Origin of the sequence: Nocardia vinacea (assembly GCF_035920345.1) — a bacterium.
Taxonomy (GTDB): domain Bacteria; phylum Actinomycetota; class Actinomycetes; order Mycobacteriales; family Mycobacteriaceae; genus Nocardia; species Nocardia vinacea_A.
This window is the reverse complement of sequence record NZ_CP109149.1, coordinates 1,918,137-1,933,694: the sequence shown is the minus strand read 5'-3', so window position 1 is coordinate 1,933,694 and position 15,558 is coordinate 1,918,137. Positions and strand designations below refer to the sequence as shown.

16 protein-coding genes and 1 pseudogene are annotated in these 15,558 nt (G+C 64.3%); 9 read left to right on the top strand and 8 right to left on the bottom strand.

Annotated features, from left to right (window positions below):
- Positions 1-81: 81 nt before the first annotated feature.
- Positions 82-1,575 carry a zinc-binding dehydrogenase gene (locus tag OIE68_RS09225; protein ID WP_327098950.1) on the bottom strand — a complete coding sequence of 498 codons (1,494 nt, stop codon included), beginning with the start codon at positions 1,573-1,575 and terminating at the stop codon, positions 82-84.
- Between the two features lie 138 nt (positions 1,576-1,713).
- Here OIE68_RS09225 and OIE68_RS09220 point away from each other — a divergent pair, with 138 nt between their 5' ends.
- The 3 genes from OIE68_RS09220 (at position 1,714) to OIE68_RS09210 (ending at position 5,343) form a co-directional block, all read left to right on the top strand.
- Positions 1,714-2,547, top strand: a complete 834-nt coding sequence (locus OIE68_RS09220) for a TauD/TfdA family dioxygenase (RefSeq protein ID WP_327098949.1) — start codon at positions 1,714-1,716, stop codon at positions 2,545-2,547.
- A 1-nt stretch (position 2,548) separates the two neighbouring features.
- Positions 2,549-3,148 carry a nuclear transport factor 2 family protein gene (locus tag OIE68_RS09215; protein WP_327098948.1) on the top strand — a complete coding sequence of 200 codons (600 nt, stop codon included), beginning with the start codon at positions 2,549-2,551 and terminating at the stop codon, positions 3,146-3,148.
- 104 nt (positions 3,149-3,252) lie between these two features.
- Positions 3,253-5,343 carry a hypothetical protein gene (locus OIE68_RS09210; RefSeq protein ID WP_327098947.1) on the top strand — a complete coding sequence of 697 codons (2,091 nt, stop codon included), beginning with the start codon at positions 3,253-3,255 and terminating at the stop codon, positions 5,341-5,343.
- A gap of 157 nt (positions 5,344-5,500) precedes the next feature.
- Here the strand turns inward: OIE68_RS09210 and OIE68_RS09205 are convergent, their stop codons facing one another.
- Both OIE68_RS09205 and OIE68_RS47025 read right to left on the bottom strand, forming a co-directional pair.
- The gene (locus OIE68_RS09205) at positions 5,501-5,896 is read right to left on the bottom strand and encodes a hypothetical protein (protein WP_327098946.1); all 396 of its coding nucleotides are present in this window, start codon (positions 5,894-5,896) and stop codon (positions 5,501-5,503) included.
- A 31-nt stretch (positions 5,897-5,927) separates the two neighbouring features.
- Positions 5,928-6,755, bottom strand: coding sequence for a restriction endonuclease (locus OIE68_RS47025; protein ID WP_419150759.1), 828 nt, complete (start codon positions 6,753-6,755; stop codon positions 5,928-5,930).
- 452 nt (positions 6,756-7,207) lie between these two features.
- Here OIE68_RS47025 and OIE68_RS09195 point away from each other — a divergent pair, with 452 nt between their 5' ends.
- Entirely contained in the window at positions 7,208-8,107 is a 900-nt protein-coding gene (locus tag OIE68_RS09195) for a hypothetical protein (RefSeq protein ID WP_327098944.1), read from the top strand.
- A gap of 248 nt (positions 8,108-8,355) precedes the next feature.
- Here OIE68_RS09195 and OIE68_RS09190 read toward each other — a convergent pair whose 3' ends face one another.
- From OIE68_RS09190 to OIE68_RS09175, 4 genes are all read right to left on the bottom strand, one after another.
- Positions 8,356-9,414 (bottom strand): site-specific integrase, encoded by a 1,059-nt coding sequence (locus OIE68_RS09190; protein WP_327098943.1) that lies wholly within the window; start codon positions 9,412-9,414, stop codon positions 8,356-8,358.
- Entirely contained in the window at positions 9,411-9,632 is a 222-nt protein-coding gene (locus tag OIE68_RS09185) for a hypothetical protein (protein ID WP_327098942.1), read from the bottom strand. Before OIE68_RS09185 ends, OIE68_RS09190 begins: the two co-directional genes overlap by 4 nt.
- 193 nt (positions 9,633-9,825) lie before the next feature.
- Complete coding sequence (locus OIE68_RS09180) at positions 9,826-10,059, bottom strand: SecDF P1 head subdomain-containing protein (RefSeq protein WP_327098941.1); 234 nt, start codon at positions 10,057-10,059, stop codon at positions 9,826-9,828.
- A complete protein-coding gene (locus tag OIE68_RS09175) occupies positions 10,056-10,418 on the bottom strand; it encodes a hypothetical protein (RefSeq protein ID WP_327098940.1) in 363 nt (120 codons plus the stop codon). The genes OIE68_RS09180 and OIE68_RS09175 overlap by 4 nt, the downstream gene beginning before the upstream one ends.
- 82 nt (positions 10,419-10,500) lie before the next feature.
- Between OIE68_RS09175 and OIE68_RS09170 the strand changes: the two genes are divergently transcribed.
- The 5 genes and pseudogenes from OIE68_RS09170 (at position 10,501) to OIE68_RS09150 (ending at position 15,068) form a co-directional block, all read left to right on the top strand.
- Entirely contained in the window at positions 10,501-10,710 is a 210-nt protein-coding gene (locus tag OIE68_RS09170) for a hypothetical protein (protein ID WP_327098939.1), read from the top strand.
- Positions 10,711-10,894: 184 nt separating this feature from the next.
- A pseudogene (locus tag OIE68_RS09165) lies at positions 10,895-11,299 on the top strand (DDE-type integrase/transposase/recombinase); the annotation flags it as partial.
- A gap of 398 nt (positions 11,300-11,697) precedes the next feature.
- Positions 11,698-12,222, top strand: coding sequence for an SUKH-4 family immunity protein (locus OIE68_RS09160; protein ID WP_327098938.1), 525 nt, complete (start codon positions 11,698-11,700; stop codon positions 12,220-12,222).
- A 40-nt stretch (positions 12,223-12,262) separates the two neighbouring features.
- The gene (locus OIE68_RS09155; RefSeq protein ID WP_327098937.1) at positions 12,263-14,404 is read left to right on the top strand and encodes a hypothetical protein; all 2,142 of its coding nucleotides are present in this window, start codon (positions 12,263-12,265) and stop codon (positions 14,402-14,404) included.
- 187 nt (positions 14,405-14,591) lie between these two features.
- Entirely contained in the window at positions 14,592-15,068 is a 477-nt protein-coding gene (locus OIE68_RS09150; protein WP_327098936.1) for a hypothetical protein, read from the top strand.
- A 123-nt stretch (positions 15,069-15,191) separates the two neighbouring features.
- Here the strand turns inward: OIE68_RS09150 and OIE68_RS09145 are convergent, their stop codons facing one another.
- Positions 15,192-15,554, bottom strand: coding sequence for a hypothetical protein (locus OIE68_RS09145; RefSeq protein WP_327098935.1), 363 nt, complete (start codon positions 15,552-15,554; stop codon positions 15,192-15,194).
- Positions 15,555-15,558 lie beyond the last annotated feature (4 nt).

Below are 15,558 nucleotides of genomic sequence, written 5' to 3'. Positions count from 1 at the left end.
CCAAAGCGGACAATAGCGCCCCCCAGACAGGCGAACACTGCACGGATGCAATACCGCTACTTCACCAGTCCATCTGCGGCGTCAGGACCAGGGCGTAAGGACCAGTTTGCCTCGGGTGCGGCCGGATTCGGCGAGGTGGTGGGCGGCGCGGACATCGGTGAGCGACATGATCCGGTCGATGTGCACGCGCAGTCGGCCGTCATCGGCCAGCTCGGCGATCATCGCCAGGTCGGTGGCGGACGGCCGTCCGGTCACGCGGCGGCAGCGCGGGTCGTCGGCCGCGTCGGAGTCCTGGGCGGTGAGGTAGCGGCCGCCGGGGCGCAGCACGTTCAGCGAGCGGGTGCCGTAGCCGCCACCGACGAGGTCGAGCACGACGTCGACCGGATCGATGGCGGTGGTGAAATCGGTTGTCGTGTAGTCGATCAGCGTGTGTGCGCCGAGTGAGTACAGGAAATCATGGTTGACGGCACGGGCGGTGCCGAGCACCTGCGCGCCGCGCAGCGCCGCGAGCTGCACGGCGAGGTGACCGACCCCACCGGCCGCGGCGTGGACCAGAATCCGTTCCCCACCGCGCAGTTGCGCCAGTTCCAGCGCCTGCCACGCGGTCAGTCCGGCGGTCGGCAAAGCTGCCGCGTGCGGGTGATCCAGACGGGGTGGCTTGGTCGCGAGGGAATCGGCCCGGGCCACCACATACTCGCAATAGGTCCCTGTGCGGCCGAAGATCATGCCGAAAACCTCATCACCCGGCTCGAATTCGATGACTCCCGGACCTGCTTCGATCACGGTGCCGCTGATATCGAACCCGAGGGTGAACGGCGGCGGCCCGAGGTGTGTCACGGCGCCGGTCCGCAGTTTCCAGTCCACGGGGTTGATCGCGGTCGCCGCCATGCGCAGCAGCACCTCGCCGGTGCGTGGCACCGGCCGCGGCAGATCGACGGTCTCCAGCACCTCGGGACCACCGAAACTGTTCTGGCGGATGGCCTTCATGGTCGTGGCGCGCGGTTCGAGCTCGTCGAGCAGGTTCTCGATCAGCTCGACCGTTTCGGCGTGGCCGGTATGGGTGCCGAACATTTCCTCGAGATGCAGCATCCGGGGTATGGCCGACATCAGGAAGGCGGCCGCGGCGGGCGGAATATCGTGGCCCGCAACGTGATATCGGCGCACAGCGTGATCGAGCGTCGCGCGCAGAGTTTGCCGCACCCGCTCGCCGCCCTCACCGATCACCGGTCCGATGGCCTTGCGGTGGTTGGCCAGCGCCATGAACTCCAGCAGCAGCTTCGTTCCGGTCGGGTCATTGGCGTATGCCCACACCGCGCGCAACGGCCGGTCGGTTTCGGCGGCCCGGGCCAGACGCGCCACGGCCCGGTCGGTCCACCTTGTCAGCACCGCGATGAACAACTCGTCGAGTGATGGAAAGTAGTACTGGACCAACCCCGGCGTCACGCCGGACTCGGTCGCCGTACTGCGGAAGGTGACCGCCGCGTACCCCTGCTCACGCATGAGTGCGCCTGCCGCCCGCACGATCTGCGTGCGGGCCTGCGACCCCCGCGAGCCGACGCCCCGCTGCAACCCCATCGCCTGTCCTCCGATACCACCGACACTCTGAGTGCCGGCCACCCACGTACACCAGTATGTTTGCGCAAAAGCGAGAATAGCATTCTCTAATTTGGCTTACAGTCATTTTGTACAGACCACCAGTAAGGAGGGATCACGATGACGGTCACCGTCAATACCCTGGACCCGTTCGGCGTGGAATTCCACGGCGTCGCGGGTCGTGATCTGGTCGGCCGCGCGGCCGCCGACGACTGCCGGGCGGCCCTGGACGAATACGGGGTGGTGATCTACCGCGAACTACACATCGCCGACGACGATCTGGTCGCGTTCACCCGTCTCCTGGGCGAGCCGGTAGCCGCGCGCACCGGCGAGCATCGACTCGCCGAGATCGAGACGATCACTCTCGACCCGGCGAAAACCGGTGCCATGCTGGCCTCCTATCGCAAGGGCAATTTTCACTGGCACATCGACGGCGCCACCCTCGAGGTCCCGCAGCGGGCTACTCTGCTCGCCGCGCGGGAGGTCGACGACACCGGCGGCGACACCGACTTCGCCGATACCTTCCTCGCCTACCAGGCGCTGCCCGCCGAGGAGAAGGCGGAGCTGGACGGTCTACGGGTGCAGCACAGCTTCACCGCCGCGCAACTGCTCGCGAATCCCGATCCCACCGATGCCGAGCGGGCCGCGTGGGTGCGGGTCCCCACCCGGATTCACCCGTTGGTGTGGACCCGGCGTAGCGGTCGCAAGTCGCTGTTGATTGGCGCGACCGCCGACCATATCGTCGGCCGCCCGATCGAAGACGGGCGTGCGATGCTGAACCGGCTGCTGGAGTGGGCGACTCGGCCGGAGTTCACCTACCGGCATCGGTGGCGTCGCGGTGACCTGGTCGTCTGGGACAACACCGGAATGTTGCACCGTGCCGTCGCCTTCGAGCCGACCTCGCGGCGGCTCATGCACCGCACAACTGTGGTCGGTGTCGAGGCGGTCGCCTGAGATGTCGAGCGAACCCGACCTGGCCGCGCTGGGGCGGCGCGTGCGCTACCTCGAGGACCGCGCGGAAATCCTGGACTGCATCGCGCGCCACGCCCGCGGCTGCGACCGCCATGACAGCGAGTTGATCACCAGCGCCTACCACCCCGACGCGGTCGACGAGCACGGCAACGCCACCAACACCGGAGCCGACTACGCGCAGTGGGCCAACACCGCCCACGCCGCGACCTCCCGCGTGCACACCCACAACATCACCACCCACACGTGCGACATCGACGGCGACACCGCGCACTGCGAGAGCTATTCGATCGTGGTGCTACTCGGAACCGACGGTCGCACAGCGCAATTCATCAGCGGTCGCTACCTCGACCGCCTCGAACGCCGCGACGGCCACTGGCGAATCGCCCTGCGCCGCTCCACGGTCGAGGTCATGTTCACCGCCGACGCCTCGGTTCTGAACTCGACATTCTTCACCGACCAGGGCTATCAGCAGGGCACCAGGAACACCGACGACCTGTCGTATCGGCGCCCGCTGCTCCTGCAGACACCGGCCCCGGCGCGCTGGAGTCCGGCCGCCCAGTTTCCCCGGCCCGAAGGCCGCTGAACCCGTTCGTGTGCTGACCCCGCTACAACAACAAGGAAATTCACATGGTTGTCCCCTTGCGCGCCGCCGCACCTCATCACCCACCGTTGCTGTGGCGGTGACCGATGATCCGCGTCAGGGCCGGTCGGGCGAAACAGCACCGTCGTCACCTACCCGACCGGAGGCCTGCGATTCGGTACGCGGCCGGGTTCGTGGCCGGACTCGCCGTTGTGCCCATGTTGTACGGCACCGGCACGGCGAGTCCGTCCGGTGCGGCGTGCGCACCGAAGCAGGCCGGCGGGCCGATGTGGGTGACCGCCGACTGCGTCGACCCGCAATACGGCAAGCCCGTGATCGACAATGAACAAGATGTGACCAGTCCCGTTGCCGTGCACAAGGTCTCGGGACACTTCGATGGCACCGACAAGAAGTTCACCTTCTACTTCCCGCCGAAGGACAAGTGGCAGGGACGGTTCTTCCAGTATGCGTATCCGCTGATCGACGAGAACATCACCGATGCCGATCTCGAATTCGACGTCGCCAGCGGTGGATATGGGGTGCAGACCAACGGCGGTAGCGGATACCGAGTCGACGCGGCCGCGGCCAAGTTCTCCAAGACCGTCGCCGCCGAGTATTACGGGACCTCCGACCGCATCTACGGCTACTTCTGGGGCGGAAGCGGTGGTTCGTATGAAACCGTCGGCGCGGTCGAGAACAGCGCCGGCGTATGGGACGGCGCCGTACCTTTCATCACCGGTATACCGGTGTCGATCCCGAACTACTTCTTCATCCGCGCACTCGGCTCGATCGTGTTGAAGGACAAGGCCCCTGCGATCGCCGACGCGGTGGCGCCCGGTGGCAGCGACAACCCCTATGCCGGGCTGGACGACACCCAGAAGGCGGTGCTGACCGAGATCAACACGCTCGGCGTTCCGATGCGGGCGTGGGAGGACTACCAGTATGTGCTGGGCCTGGGGGACAACACGACCCCCGCCGGTCCCACAGGACTGCTCGGATTCGCCGCTCAGGTCAAACAGATCGACCCCACCTACGCCGACGACTTCTGGAGCAAGCCTGGCTATCTCGGCACCGAGAAGTCCGGCCTGGGCGATCTGATCCGCTCAGGGAAGGTCGACCAGATGACAACCATCACGAACGTCACCAAGGATTCCCAGGGCACGCCGACCGCGTTCACAGTGGACGACGTTCCGGCCAACCCCGATTCGACCGGACTCGACCTCACCCTCTACGCCGCGGACGGCACCACGAGCAAGGGCAGCGTGACCGGCACCCTGGACGCCGCAAGCAAAACCGCCACTCTCGGCCAGGGCAACTCCGCGGAGGTGCCTGCCGCGATCGCGGCAGGCGCGAAACTCCGGATCGACAACCGCTGGTATCTGGCGCTGCCCGCATACGCTCGCTACCAGGTGCCCGACAGCACGAGCTACTACGGGTTCAACCAATATCGCGACGCGGCCGGCACACCGCGCTACCCGCAACGCCCGGTCCAGGTCGACATGATGATCTCCCATAGTGTCACCGGCGGAGGCACGTACACCGGCAAGATCAACGGCAAGGTCATCGAGGTGTGCAATCTCCTCGACACCGATGCGTTCACCTGGGACGGCGACTGGTACCGCAAACAGGTTCAACAAGCCCTCGGCAGCAAGTACGGTGACAGCTTCCGGCTCTGGTACAACGACAACACCGATCACATCGGCGCTCGCACCGACCGCCTCATCGACTACACGGGCATCCTGCACCAAGCCCTGCGCGATGTCGCCGCGTGGGCCGAAAAGAGCCGCGCCCCGGCACAATCCACCAGCTACGACGTCAAGAACAGTCAGGTCTCGGTGCCCGCCGACGCCGCCCACCGCCACGGCATCCAGCCCGTCGTCGACCTCGATGTCAACGGCACGAACCGCGTCGAGGTCTCCGCCGGCCAAACGGTCACCTTCCATGGCCGGATCCAGGTCCCGCCCGGCACCGGCAAGGTCGTCGCCACCGCCTGGAACTTCACCGGCACCGGCGACTTCACTCCGAAACCGTTCGACGGCGGGCCCCGCGAAACCGTCGAGGTCACACAGACATTCACCTACAACACGCCCGGCACCTACTTCCCCGAACTCCGCGCCACCGCCCAACGCGACGGCAACCCCGACGACGCTTACACCAAGATCGACAACCTGGGGAGGATGCGCGTGGTCGTCCACTGAGTAGTCATGGAGATTCAAAGCCTCGAATCCAAGCGGGCTCAAACGACCGTGTACCCGTAGCACCTGGGACGAGCGCCGCTCAGCGCAGGATCACCGAATACCGCAGGACTCGAATACATGCACTTCACCAATACAGATGGTTCCCCTACGTCACCTGTTACCCCCACGGGTCGTAATATGCCCGCGCAGAAGGCGTCCAGAGCAAACCGGCCATGAGGGCGACGATCCCCAGTAACGCGATCCCAAAAACGAGGGAATCCGAATCCGAATCGAATAGCATCACAACGCCATTGGCACCCAGAAGGGCGGCAAGGCCGACAGTTGCTTCGCGTCCGCGCGGATTTCCGAACCAGAGAGCAATCGCGACTGCGCCGAGGACAACCGCCAGGCAGACGGCGACAACGCCGAGGGCCTTGGCCATCCCCTTGGCTACGTCCATATCCTCGGCATCACCAAAGAAGAGAAAGAGCGCGGCCACCGCGCAGGCAACTGCCACGGCGAACACGATCAGGGCTGACCCACGCACGGTGGCGGGCGGTTTTTGTTGAGCCATAGGTGCTTCCGGCAGCGGATACTCGGACGTGTCATCGACACGGAACCCATCGCAGCGCATCTGACCTGCGTGTGCGCATGGGATACGCTGCAACCGAAGGATTTCGGGCCTCTGAGTGACGATACTCGTTGATCGTGGGCGACGGAGCGCTACAGCCCTCATCGGTCGCCGCCACCCGCCACACCGACACCGGGTCTCCCACCGGCTCTCTTCCAAATAGAGACACACTCCGCCGTCGCGACGCCGGTCGATGTGTCGCCAACGGCGAGACTGCACCACCTGGTGGATACCGCGCTCCGACCCGGGGCTTCGGGCCGGACCCACAGCAGGGAGAGGATGGCGAAGGTGGGACGCACGCCACAGCGATGGCGCAGGCGATGCAGGCGCTGATGAGGTCGTCCGGCGCCGGCCGATCAATTCCAGGGAGTCGGCCAGTCTGTGATTCCCACGCTGCGAGCGCTTTTGCTGGCATGAGCAGGATCCCGGCCTTGGCCGCGTACGCGCGTGCTTGCGGGGTGAACGTGTGCGCGGTGGTCACCACGGCCGCCACGTCGGCGCCGTGGATGGTGTGCGCGGTTCCGCCGAACCGTTGCACGTCTTGGCTGCCCTCGCTGCGGCCGTTGCGGTATCGCTTGGCCTGCAGCACGATTCGGCGGCCATCTGGTGTCCGTGCGATCACGTCGGCGCCCAGATCACCGGATCCGCCGACTACCTGGACATCGGTGCAGCCGTCGCGGCGGCATAACGCGGCCAGCACTTCCTCGAAGTCGGAGGGGCTCAGCGAGTTCTGCCGTAGTGCTGCCAGTACCCGCGCGTCATCGCGAGCACGCTCCTGGCGGCGGTGCCGCACCGCCAGCATGACGGCGAGGGCGGCGACGACCAACGCACACACCCCAACAGAGGCGAGTATCACGGCTTGCTGTTGGGCGATGTCCGCGACCTTGGGTGCAACTACCAGCGCGGCAACGGCGGCCATGAACATGAACGCCGCCGCGTTCGATCCGCGGCGACCACGTCGTCGTCTTCCCATCCCGATCCCCCTCAACAGCCCGCCCGGCTCTTCCTCGGCCTAGCTCGAGCACGTGGCCCATCCCTCGATTGTCACGGCTACCGCCCGATTCCACCCGCTTTCGGATATCAGGGAACGGCCCGATTCGGCCCGGCCACAAGGCGATTCGACGTAACAGAAAGCGTTCGAGGCGGGGCAAAACTCGCGAATGTTGTCGGTGCCGGAGTTCACACTGGATCCCGCGATCAGTCTCAGCCAGCGAATCACTCTGCGGCTGCCGAGATCAGAAGGGGGGATCGCGGGTGTCAGAAGGGCCGTGGTTGGAGCGGACAGTACTGCTGGGTGAGTCCCGCAAACGGGCCACGAACGGTCCTCTGCGGGTGTACCTGCCCTACGAAGGCTTCTCGAACAAACCCTGGATCAGGGCGGTCGTGGGCAAGGGTGTACCGATCAAACCGATCGTTCACGGCCACCTCAAAGTCTGGGAACTCAGCGCCAACCACCTGCTGCCACTCGCGGCGGCGATGGCCGACCGGTACAGCGAGATCGAGATGCGACTGCAGGTCTCACCGACGATGACGTGCACCCACAGCTGCCAGACCGCTCGCCCGGACACGGTATGGGAGTGCGTGTGCGAGTGCGGCGGCCGTGACCACAGCGGCAAAGGCACCTACGACGACTGGTACCCCATAGGCCGATTCCGCATCGAGCGCCAAGGCGACATCGAAGTGCGGTATCTGCAGATCCAGCGTGGGCAGATCCCTCTACCGCCGGACATCTCACCCGCCGCTCTCGAACGCGCCCTGCCCATATCCCCGCCGCAGGCCCCACCGGCACGGCGGGAGAATCCGCGACCACAGCTGCGCCTGATCCCCACGACGCCACCCACGCCGAAGCCTCAGGCTGTGCCCGCGGCACTGCCGACCCCACCGCCGACGTTGGAGCCTCGGACAGCGTTTCCCCGGCCGGCCCCTCCACGTGATCTCGGGCGGAATCCCAGCGACACCACAGACAGCTACCAGCCCGAACCTCCAGTGCCGGTTGCCATTTCCAAACCACACAAGCCAGGGCGGACTGGGCCCCTGATCGCGGTGGCGGCCGTGGTCGCGGCGATCTGCACTCGCACACACGGCACCGATATCCAACAAAAATGTTGCGAATCCGTGCGCGAGAGGGGATTTGAATACCCGCGTTGGTGGTGACCAGCACCTGAATCTGGCGTGGCTGCTGGAATTCGCCTGTCGCGGAAGCGGATTCTGCACGGTCGATGTATTGCTGCTGAAACCGCCACCGTCAGGGGGTGCAGGACCGGGCCGATTGCCGTGAACCAGTGGACTCAACGCAGCCTCATGGCCCCGAGGACCGGGCATTGGCTGTGGACCAATGCGAAGAGTTCGTCCCAAGTGGCTATCGCCGGCCTCGGGGCAGACAATCTGCCTGGCTGCGTCGTTTATGTCGTCATATGGTTCTTCTTTGCCTGCGTGTCCGTTGTGGCTAGGGGGTGGGGTTCTCCGGTGAGGTGGGCGAGCGCGGATGCGACTTCGTTGATTGTTGCCGTGGTGTAGACGCCGGTGGGTCCGGCGCTGCCGAGAGCATGGCGGGCGAACTCGCGTGCGGTCGCGCCGCCGTAGCGGCGCTCGACCCAGGTGGTTGTGGTGTGGCGCAGCCAGTGGATGGAGATGCCGTGGGTGATGACCCAGGGCAGGTATCGGCCGAGACGTTCGAACAGGTAGTTGTAGCGGCGGCGAGTGATGGGCTTGCCGTTGCGTGCACGGAGTAGTTGTTCGTTCGGTGCGGCTCCGCGTTGTTCGGCGTGGCGGCACAGTGCGCGCATCAGTGTGGGGGAGACCGGCTGCCATTGTTCGGTGCCGCCTTTCTCCCGTAAGAGGATCACCGACTGCACGGGATCGAGGTCTTGGGGACGCAAGGCCAGTGCACCGCCACGGCGGCAGGCGGTTTCGGTGTGCAGGCGCAGCAGCAGCAGGGTGTCGAGTTGCGGGTCGTTGCCGGTGGTGGCGGCGACGCGGTTGATCTCGGTGAGGATGTCTTCGGGGAGTGCGCGCCGGTTGGATCGAGTGCGCCGGGGTTTGGTCAGCCGCGTGGCGGGGTTGTCGCGTGGGTCGATGATCCGGTTGTCTTCGGCGTGCTTGTAGATACGGCGTAACGCGTCGATGACGTGGCGGACGACTTCACGTCCGTCTCGCCCGTTGCGGCGGGTCAGTCGCTGGGTTTTGATCACCTCGCACAGCCCCTGCAACTGGACGGGAGTCGGCTCGTTCAATGCCCGCTCGGCCCACCCCGGCTGGGCAAGAATCTTCGTCCAATATGTCTGATAGTGGTCGCGAGTCCGGCTCGCGGGCATGCTGTCCCGCACGATAGGGATGTAGTCACCGAAGGTCGGCACCCTTGGGGCCGGCGGGGTGTCGTCGCTGATGTCGGCGACGGTGAGATTGAGCCGGTCCATCATCATCCGGACAGCGGCGATGTCGGCGTCGCTGCGCGCGTTCATCGGCGCACCCCCTCGCAGAAGCGGCGAGCTCGCAGAACGGCTTTGTCGACCACGCGCCCGTTGGTGTCGACCGGGCGCACGCTGTACACCGCGGTGTGTGCTGGTGGTTGCTCGATGGCGGCCATCGGCAGACCGGCGCCGATTCCGCAGGCATCGCCACCGGTGAGCCCGATGGTAGAGAAGGAAGGGATCAGCGGAGACAATGTGTCATCGGTCACATCGACCACCGCCAAACGGAGCAAACCCGCAGGTGGGGGGTGTACGGCCAGGACAGGGTGTCCAGGCGATGCCCGGACCCGGTTTTTGGGGCATAAATGCCACAATTCTGTGTCCGGAGGGGGATCGGACCCATATCCCCAACCTGTTGCACGCAACTGAACTGCAGCTTTCCTGATTTTGGCGTGTCTGTGTCTAGGACACGGTGAAGGACAAGGGGAGTGCACCGAACTGTAGCGAATTGGCAAGCTGGCATGCGGAATCTGCGGTGAAGTTGCCGGAGATCCGGGTTGGGCTGCCAGGCGGGGTCGGCGACTGGATGGCCGGAGCGCTCAGCACCCGAGAGTCGAGTGCGAAGGCGATCCGTTTGCCGAGGTTGTCGCTGGTGAACTTGGAGAAGGTGTCGCTCCCGCTGGACTTGAAAGTCACCTCGACCACATATCGGGCGAATCGAAGAGCGGTTTGGCGCTGGCGATCTCGTGTCCGTCGATGCGGGATTTGTCGAGCAGGAAGGCTTCCTTGCGGTCGGTGCTGCAGGTGAGGAGCGGCAGATTGGGATCATCATCGCCCTGAAGGGGGTCCGGTTTGCTGCAATCCAGGGCAACCACTGCCCGTTCCTGAGCCTGAGGATCAGTGCTTTGCCTGTTGATTCTGGCCGTCGCGACGTTGAGATCGGCCGGGCCGGATCCGGTTGCGGGCAGGCTTGCCAGGACCGGCCGAAGGTACAGCTTGCTGGTGTTTCCGAGCGCCCGTGCTTTCGAGCCTTCGTCACCGGGCACGGTGATCACCAACCTGTTGCTGTCGATGACAACGACTTTCGTCCCGGTGAACTGAGTATCGGCTAGAGTCGGGGTCCACCTCGTCCGAGGTTTGCTCGGACAACGCGACCGTTGCCGAGCGGGCGAGTTCGACGGTCATGCGCGCTGCAACATCCTTCGAGAGGTTTTGAAGGGCACGCACGAGCTGATCAGCGGTATCTGGCTCGTTGAGGACGAAGCCGTCACGTCGGGCGAGCGTGCCGCAAACGAATTCGATTTCCTCAGGGACGGCACGGTCGATGATCTGTTGCGCCGCAACTGAATAGCCAGCCCACCTCCGCGCGAGTCCGGCGATGTGGCGCCGCGATCGTGGACCACCCGACGAGTGACTCAACCGCGCGAAACCCGTTGTCGCCGGGCGACGACACCGAAGGGAAGAACATCTGGCTGTTCGCGTACCTCCACCCCAGGTCGGACCCACCCCAACTTCGATACAGAACCTAGTCGGTGGCATCCATCTCGCCGATGGGCGACAGTGCAAGATGCTCACCGGGATCGACGATCATTCGAGTTTTGTGGTGATCGCCACGGTGTTGGCGGTTCCGTCCGGGCGGGCGGTCGCCGACGCGTTCCTCAAAGCGATGCGGATCCACGGAGTGCCGTCGGAAGTGTTGACAGACAACGAAAAACAATTCACCGGATGGTTCACCCGGCCGCGCCCGGCGGAGGTTTTGTTCGAGCGGGTCTGCCGGGAGAACGGGATCACTACCCGGTTGACCAAGCCGTTCTCGCCGACCACGACCAGGAAAATTGAACGCTGGCACCAGACGCTGCGCCGCGAATTGCTCGACCCGTCAGGGGTTTTCATGGACCTGCCGACCGCTCAAGCGGCGATCACGGCCGGGGTGCATCGCCGCCTACCCCGCGAACACCGAACCTGCTGCCCGTGAACCGAAGTCCGCGCTGATATCTGTGGGCCGATCAGCACGCAGCACTAAACCTGGTTTTGAGCAACGAAGTTCGTCGCTGAAGTGAACCGCATCCGCACCATCCCCGACCCGCGGACCGGCGGGTCCGATTCGATCCAAGGAAGGAGCGACCGTTCTCGGAACCGTGGACCCGACGGCACGATACGCGGCGGCGCGTACCGACAAGCCGGACACCGAGGTAGACGACTGATTTTTTGAGGATATTGCGGGAAAACTTGGATGAGCGTGAAACTTTGAGGTCGACACGATGTAAGCCAGTGGGAAATGCCAGGCGAATGACTGCATGCCGCCGACGCGTTGGTCCGGTAGCATCCGAGTTCATGAACCGCGTGCCGGGCTGGGTCGGCAAGTTCGATCCCGACGAGATTCGCGAGGTCTGGGACGGCCAGATAGAGCCCGTCGACGGGAGCCTCGTCGGGCCGGGAGTGTCGCCCGACACGCGCAGGTTTCTCACCGAGGTCGGCCTGCCGACGGTCAAGGTGTATGGCATCCGCTTCGTACGCGACGAACGGCTATCGAGGAGACTGCGGCACGACGATCGCGAGTATCTCGTCGTCGCCGAGGAATGCGATCCCAATTTCGTGTTCGCCGTCGACGTGCGATCCGACAGCGTGTTCAAGGTCTATCGGCCATCGTCGAAGTACACCCAGTTCTGCAACTCCGACATCGTTGCGTTCACGTTCTTTTTCGGTCTGCTGAATCGGGACGTTCTCGGGTTGGAGGGGGAGATCATCGGCGACGCCATCACCACCGTCCGTACGGCGTTGCGCGAGCGCGACCCCGCAGCGCTGGACATCGACACACAATGGGACGCACTGCTCGACGACTTGGCCACGCAGTACTGATCGGGAAGGGATCGGAACTGATCGGGAGGGGATCGGATCGATGACCACGAGGATTCACACGACATCTGGAGTTGCCCGGATCGTACTGGTCTTGCTCGCTGTGCTGATCGGCGGTACACCACTTCCGGCCTTGGCGCAGGAGTCGGACGCCTACAACCTTCACGATGTCTCTCCTGGCGATCCGATGCACATCCCGGTTCTGATATATCGCCATCGACACAAGATGAGCTTCAATGGCAACGTCGCCGCCTTCGACTTCGTGCACAACAATATGCAGATGATCGTCGTGGCTCCGAGCATGGAGAGGGGAAAGAATAAGCCGAAGACAGTCGCCATCGACATCCTACGGATCGATCCGGCGACGGGCGTTTGGATCGTCGTGGACCTGAACGGGAATCCGTTGACCGTCGACGGACAACCCGCCTCCGACTGGCGTACCGCGACGCGACCGAGTTTCGTGTGGGATCTGGTAGCCGAAGCCGACCTGCAGGAGGAGATGGAAACCGGGTTGCACTCGGAAAGGATTGCGGCACTGTTCCTCGACAGAATGATGAACGGGGCGAGCGCGACCACACGGAAGGGGCTGTCGGAGCGAATACCGTGCACCTCAACGGGAAACAACTGCCGGACGAACCTTGCCGAACGCAATTGGTTCGCGGCTCTGCGCGACATGCGCTACCTGACTACCAAACGCAACCCATCCAAAGACCAGGAGGCCGCTGCCCTCGAGGCTCCGGCAGACTTCGCTAGTACTTGGTTGGAGGGGATTCAGAATGCCTGGGACAAGGCGGAAAGGCCGATCGGTCCGGACGCGCGGGCCAGGATAGGCCACCCGGTGTTCGTCACTCCCGGCAGTCCGGTGCCCAACGGCGCGGCCACGTCCGTACTCACCCCAGGATCCAAACCGGGCGGCATCGATTTCTCCACGGTCGAACTGCGCTACTTGGCGGACCGTGGTGACGGCCAGTTGGAGTACTCGTTCAACGCGACGTCGGCGACCGCACCCTCCGATCTCGTCGTGGGACAAATCGCTGCGGTGCAGGCGTCAGACGCCTTCTTCGTTTGGCTGAGCCTGCCGGAATCCGCGTTCTGGGTGAACCTCAATCCCAACGAGCCCGACCGCATCGTTGACGACAAGCTCGGCACCACAGACGTCGGGCGCATCCTCCTTGTCGCGGATCTGGAGATGAAGAAGGTGGTCGGCCGCCTGATTCACCCCGATACCGCTCTCGGCAGACAGTTCTGGCGCGGTCCGGGCGAACAGGCAAGTTGTATCGACATGCGGCAGTGGATCGTGCCCGCACCGGCCACGGTCTACGAACGCGATGGGGGTCTGCACATCGTCGACGCGCCGCTGCAGGTACAGATGGAATCCGACTTCATGCGCAAACAGGGCATGCCGTCTCACTGCACCAATCCTGATGCGCAGATGGAGAAAATGTTCCGCGACCAGGTTCTGCCCAAGGTCCAAGACGCGGTCAACCATGCGCCGGAGTTCACCGAGCTGCGCCGCGTTTACCTCAGCCGGGTCGCCGCGGAATGGTACCGGGAGCGCCATCGGCGCGACGGTGCGCTGTCGACAATGATCGACTCGGGTGACGTGTCGGCTTGGCCCGCGCTGCAGCCGTGGTCGTCGCGCGAGGTTTTCGATCGATATGTGCACTCGTACAACAACTTCGAGTTCAACGTCACCAAAGAGGTCACGCAGGGCGACCGCGTCTACACGATGACGTACACGTATGGTGGTGTCGACTTCAGCCAGGTCCCGCTGAATAAGTCGTCGCAGCATGCCCAAGCCGATGTGCCGGGTGTGGTCGACCGGTCGTTCGAGCAGACCGCGACAGATCAGCGGGGCAAGGTGTGGTTCGGCTCGATCAGCCGACCGGTCATTCAAGGGACCGATTCCGGCAGCCCTTGGTCGATCGGGGCGACGCTCTGGCAAGCGGCACTCACGCTGCTCGTGGGGGGCTTGTTGATCGTGTTCCTCAGATCGGTCGTTCGTGTCAGACGTCGGAACGCCGGATGGCGACCAGCGGTGTCGACCTGGCAGATGGCTACCCCACACTCTGAGCTAGGTCCGTCTCGTCCGAGGCCGACATGGGAAACACCCTCAAGTTCGGCGCAATCGGATCAAGGCAATAAATCAGGTTCTGGTCCGCGCACAAGAAGCACTTGGTCGTAGCCGCCACCCTCGACGCCACGAAACTCGGAATCGCCTGAAAGGCAGCCCGCGGCAACTGATGCAGGCACACCCTCGCAAAGTTCGCCTCCGCCGCTTCCTCCTCCGCTCCCACTGCCCTCGCGGCAACCCTCGGCGGCCACCGCGATCATGGCCAGTATCCTCGCGATCCTCGGGGGTCTTCGGGGCGGTGGTGATCCCGCTCGTCGATTCGGATCCCTTTTTCGATCCCACCGGCTTCTGGCGGAAAATCCAGGTTCTGCTGATCGTGGCTGTGATATTTGCGGTACTGCTGCTGGTCGGGGGAATACTTGTGCTTGTCCGCAAGAAATTTGCGCGCGTACTACTTGGGGTCGGCGGTGCCGGAACTCTCGCTTCCTCGATAATTGTCGGTATCGCCATCTACCGGTATATGGCTGACGGCGGATGGGTGACGGTCAACCCTGCACCCACAACTCTCGGATTGATAGGCATGGCGTTCAACTGGCATTCTTGCCCAGCACCTCACGGTGGTTGGCACATGGCCGCTTTCGTGGGTGAAATGTCAATTCCATTCCACACAGTAGGTGATCGGCGGATTCTTGAAGGTCAATCGACGGTACCGTCCACAGCCGGATGCTGGACTGACGCCGCGGCTGGTGATCGTTCCCTTTCCACATTGGGTTAGATATAGCCGTCGTCCTCCCGTACCGTGGCCGGTGCGGGGACGATCCACTGCCGCATCGACACACATTTCGTGTCACCTTCGAGGGCTGCCCAGTACTGCGCGCCGGTGCATCTGAAGATCGGTTTAGAGCAGTAGTCGGCCGACGTCGGTCCGGCCGAACTTGTCGTCGACGATGCGGTCGGGCTCGTCCGGTTTGAGATTGGCGGTGAAGACGGCGGTCGGCGGCTCAAACCAGACGAAGAACGCGTCCGACGCCAGCAGCGCCGCCTTGCGACCGCCGTACGACGGGTGGTCTCCGGCAACCGGATTGGCGCTGAACGCGTACTGTATGCCCGGTCCACCGCTCTGGTGGGTGTCGGACATGTACCGCAACTCCAGCGTCGAGAAGTCGACTCCGCCGAGCGGCGTGGCGTCGGGCACGTCCTCGTCGTCGAAGAACGAACGCGATCCGGCCGGAGACACTGTCCGTCCACTCTTCTCGATCAACCAC

Excerpts from the sequence above, each read along its gene's own strand:
- OIE68_RS09220 (WP_327098949.1), top strand. The coding sequence starts at position 1,714 with ATGACGGTCACCGTCAATACCCTGGACCCGTTCGGCGTGGAATTCCAC.
- OIE68_RS09215 (WP_327098948.1), top strand. The coding sequence starts at position 2,549 with ATGTCGAGCGAACCCGACCTGGCCGCGCTGGGGCGGCGCGTGCGCTAC.
- OIE68_RS09160 (WP_327098938.1), top strand. The coding sequence starts at position 11,698 with ATGAACCGCGTGCCGGGCTGGGTCGGCAAGTTCGATCCCGACGAGATT.
- OIE68_RS09190 (WP_327098943.1), bottom strand. The coding sequence starts at position 9,414 with ATGAACGCGCGCAGCGACGCCGACATCGCCGCTGTCCGGATGATGATG.
- OIE68_RS47025 (WP_419150759.1), bottom strand. The coding sequence starts at position 6,755 with ATGCTGGCGGTGCGGCACCGCCGCCAGGAGCGTGCTCGCGATGACGCG.
- OIE68_RS09155 (WP_327098937.1), top strand. The coding sequence starts at position 12,263 with ATGACCACGAGGATTCACACGACATCTGGAGTTGCCCGGATCGTACTG.
- OIE68_RS09225 (WP_327098950.1), bottom strand. The coding sequence starts at position 1,575 with ATGGGGTTGCAGCGGGGCGTCGGCTCGCGGGGGTCGCAGGCCCGCACG.
- OIE68_RS09210 (WP_327098947.1), top strand. The coding sequence starts at position 3,253 with ATGATCCGCGTCAGGGCCGGTCGGGCGAAACAGCACCGTCGTCACCTA.
- OIE68_RS09205 (WP_327098946.1), bottom strand. The coding sequence starts at position 5,896 with ATGGCTCAACAAAAACCGCCCGCCACCGTGCGTGGGTCAGCCCTGATC.